This window comes from Bacillus sp. AP50, from assembly GCF_040492675.1.
Classification (GTDB): domain Bacteria; phylum Bacillota; class Bacilli; order Bacillales; family Bacillaceae_G; genus Bacillus_A; species Bacillus_A cereus.
The window spans coordinates 1-3,618 of the sequence record NZ_JBEUTW010000481.1 but is presented as its reverse complement, the minus strand read 5'-3'; the positions used below and the strand labels follow the sequence as shown (position 1 = coordinate 3,618).

Below are 3,618 nucleotides of genomic sequence, written 5' to 3'. Positions count from 1 at the left end.
CTGTATACAGATTGTATTGGATTTGCAAGTATTAATTTTAAAATACAAAATTAATTGGTATTGTTTAAAAATTTTTATTATAGCTATCATGAATTTACTAATACAACTCCACCTATAAAGGTTACGATTCTAAAAAATATTAGATTTTCAAATATTCTTCTTCGCCTGCTGAAACTCTTACAGCGAAACGGACGAAAATCCCCATCGATACAGGGAGAAAACAGTCTTTAATATATTAGGTGTCGTTTACAATTGGACCATGTCTGATAATTAAGCCGCTTAATTTTAAAAATGAAACCCGTTAGGATTTATTTGATATGCAGAATCCCCAATGATTTGCACTGGTTTTTAGAATAAGAAAAAATCCCTTCTGAAACTGACCTTTCTTAGCCTTAGCTTGATAGCAATGTGGCGGTACCCCATCGCTATCAAGCTAAGACTTTAAAGAAGCCCCTAAACGATAATTTTGTGTTTTTTACAGCACCGAAGTTCATTTTTATAGTTTTTGGGTAACCTTTTTTGTTAGGGTGATAGATATGGGGGCTAAGTCATAAATGTTTAAAAAAGAGCTCGTCCTATCTTTTCTGTACGAGAAACAAGATAGATTGACCTAGTACTGTGGAAATCTTTAATGGGTACAGAACAAAGAGATAAATGACCTATGTGTTCTGAAATTGTTCGAAACACGCTCTTACTTTATTTAATTGATTCATTCTTTTATAAAAAAGTCTGTTCATTTCTATGATCCTTCAACTAACGCCATCCACCCATTGAACAAAAAGGAAAAAGTAAAGTTAACTCTTTTTCCCATAAGGAATAATGACTTTGTTCAGTAATCATTATCATTTTGCTAATGTAATGAACTTACTTTATTAATTTTCAACGGATACCCTCTTCATTAATCGCTTTAATTTATTTTCTGTATCCGTTTCCCCTACTGGCGTATAGATACTACACCGTAAATCCATATCACCTTGAACTTGAAAAGAAGTTAAATTAAACAGCATTTTGCCTGCTTTAGCATGTCTGAATTCAATTATCATGTCTGGAGCCTTACTCACTTGACTTTCTTGCCATAAATTCTGGAATTCTGGATGGGAACGACTCATTTCTTCAATAAACTGGCTGTACCATTCATCGTCTAAATAGCGTCCATAATAGGTACGGAAAATAGCAAGAAAACCTTTCACGAAATGTTCCCAATTGACGGCCAATGCTTTTAACTCTTTTCTAGTGAATACTAAACGAATCAAATTTCTTTGATCATTTGGTATTTGTTCAAAATCTAAAAAAACATGAGCAGCTGCAGGATTCCAGCCCATAATATGGCAATGTCGATCCGTAATGATAGTTGGACAATATGTTAATTCATCTAGTATTCGTATTAAAGAAGGGCTAAGCTTTGATTGATCCTTTTTTGGACTTGTACTTTCTGAATTTGTTTCGAATGCCAGGTCATATAAGTAGTCTGTTTCATCATTATTTAATTGCAAAGCTTTAGAAATACAATCAAGTACGATTGTAGAAACCTTTATATCTCTTCCTTGCTCTAGCCATGTATACCAAGTGGTGCTTACACCTGCTAACTGCGCAACCTCTTCTCTTCGTAACCCAGGTGTTCTTCTCCGGTTTCCGGCAGACAAACCAATAGACTCTGGACTAATTTGGGCACGCTTAGCTTTTAAGAATGCCGACAGAGCTTTAAGCCTTGTTTTATTATTCATTTTTAAAACTCCTTATCTTATCAATTTATCCTAGTAGTAGTTATACTAGGATAAATCCCCCCTTGTAATAGGATAAATTGACTGTAAAATACAAGTATATTATTGATTGGAGGGAATGCAAAGTGGAAAGAGTTGTGATTACTGGTATGGGCGTAGTTTCTCCTATAGGAAACGACATCAAAACATTTTGGAACAATCTAATTAAAGGGGAATCTGGTATAGTCAATATCGATACTTTCGATGTTACCAATCATAAAACAAAAATTGCGGGTATCGTCCAAGATTTTGATGCAGATGAAGTTTTAGGAAAGAAAGAAGCAAGACGTTTAGATCGTTTTTCTCAATTTGCTTTGGCTGCAGCTGAACAAGCTTGGTCAGATTCTAAGTTAGACCTCGATCGTATAGATGTAGAAAGGTTAGGCGTATACGTGGGTTCAGGTATTGGAGGGATTGAAACCTTGATTGAAAATGTTGATGCACTTAGGCAGAAGGGACCAAGAAGAGTCAGCCCAACTCTAGTACCTGCCATAATGTCTAATGCTGCTGCAGCACAAATTAGTATCAAGTGGAATGCGATGGGACCTTCTATGTCACCTGTTTCTGCCTGTGCAATTGGAAATACATCTATCGGGGAAGCCTTTAGACTAATTCGTTCTGGGGAAGCTGACGTTATATTTGCGGGTGGAACAGAGTCAGCTATAACAGACTTATCAATAGCCAGTTTTGGTAACGCTACAGCATTATCAACAAGAAACGATAATCCCACTAAAGCTAGTCGTCCATTTGATGAAAATCGAGATGGATTTGTCATGTCAGAAGGAGCTGGAATTCTAATCTTAGAATCTTTATCTCATGCTTTACATAGAGAGGCAAAGATTTATGCAGAAGTCATTGGATATGGTGCAAGTTCAGACGCATACCATATCGTAGCTACACATCCGGAAGGTAAAGGTGCTTATCTTGCAATGAGATCAGCTTTAAAAAATGCCAATATATCGCCTGAAGAAGTTGATGTTATTAGTGCCCATGCAACAAGTACAAAGGTGGGGGACATCTCTGAAACGATGGCTATTAAGCAACTGTTTGGAAAACAAGCTTATCAGATTCCGGTAACAGCTAATAAATCTATGCTTGGTCATATGTTAGGGGCAGCTGGTGGAGTTGAAGCAATTGCTCTAGCAATGAGCTTAAAGGAAGGGACAGTTCCTCCAACAATTAACTTAGAAAATCTTGATCCATTATGTGATCTGGATTATGTACCATCTGTTGCTCGCCAAGTGAAAATAAATATAGGTCTATCTAACTCATTTGGTTTCGGAGGTCATAATGCAGCCATTGTTTTAAAGAGATACGAGTGAATAAATTTCTCTCGTAAATTTAACCGTTTACTCTAGAAACGGTTAGATTTATTCAATTAAAAAAAGGAAGAGAGAGTGAGAAAATGAATATTAGAGTAGCAACTGCATTAGACTACCCTAATTTAAGAAGGATATATTTAGAATCACGGCGTGAAAGTTTTCATTGGCTAGATAGAAATGAAATGACTATAGAAGATTTTGATAAACATACTGAAGGAGAACATATACTACTAGCAGAGGAAGATAATCATATCCTCGGATTTGCTTCTTTATATTTACCTGAAAACTTTATACACAATTTATTTGTACATCCTGAGTTCTTTGGTAAGGGGGCTGGAAGACAGTTACTTCATGCTTCCATAGAAAAGATGAATACACCATTAAGATTAAAGTGTGTTTCTAAAAATCAAAAAGCATTAAAGTTTTATGAGAATATGGGCTGGAAAAAAGTTATTGAAGAAGGTGAGCTAGAAGAAAAATATTGGGTAATGATATATGAGAGGTAGCACCACATCGCTATCTAGTGAACCGTTTTA

General features: G+C 35.7%; 3 protein-coding genes. 2 read left to right on the top strand and 1 reads right to left on the bottom strand.

Annotation, left to right across the window (positions count from 1 at the left end):
• Nucleotides 1–872: 872 nt before the first annotated feature.
• Complete coding sequence (locus ABWK52_RS25110) at nucleotides 873–1,724, bottom strand: helix-turn-helix transcriptional regulator (RefSeq protein WP_001060883.1); 852 nt, start codon at nucleotides 1,722–1,724, stop codon at nucleotides 873–875.
• Between the two features lie 122 nt (nucleotides 1,725–1,846).
• Here ABWK52_RS25110 and fabF point away from each other — a divergent pair, with 122 nt between their 5' ends.
• Nucleotides 1,847–3,082: a beta-ketoacyl-ACP synthase II gene (gene fabF, locus ABWK52_RS25105; protein WP_000442906.1), complete on the top strand. Its 1,236-nt coding sequence runs from the start codon at nucleotides 1,847–1,849 to the stop codon at nucleotides 3,080–3,082.
• Nucleotides 3,083–3,165: 83 nt separating this feature from the next.
• Nucleotides 3,166–3,588, top strand: a complete 423-nt coding sequence (locus ABWK52_RS25100; protein WP_001026484.1) for a GNAT family N-acetyltransferase — start codon at nucleotides 3,166–3,168, stop codon at nucleotides 3,586–3,588.
• Nucleotides 3,589–3,618 lie beyond the last annotated feature (30 nt).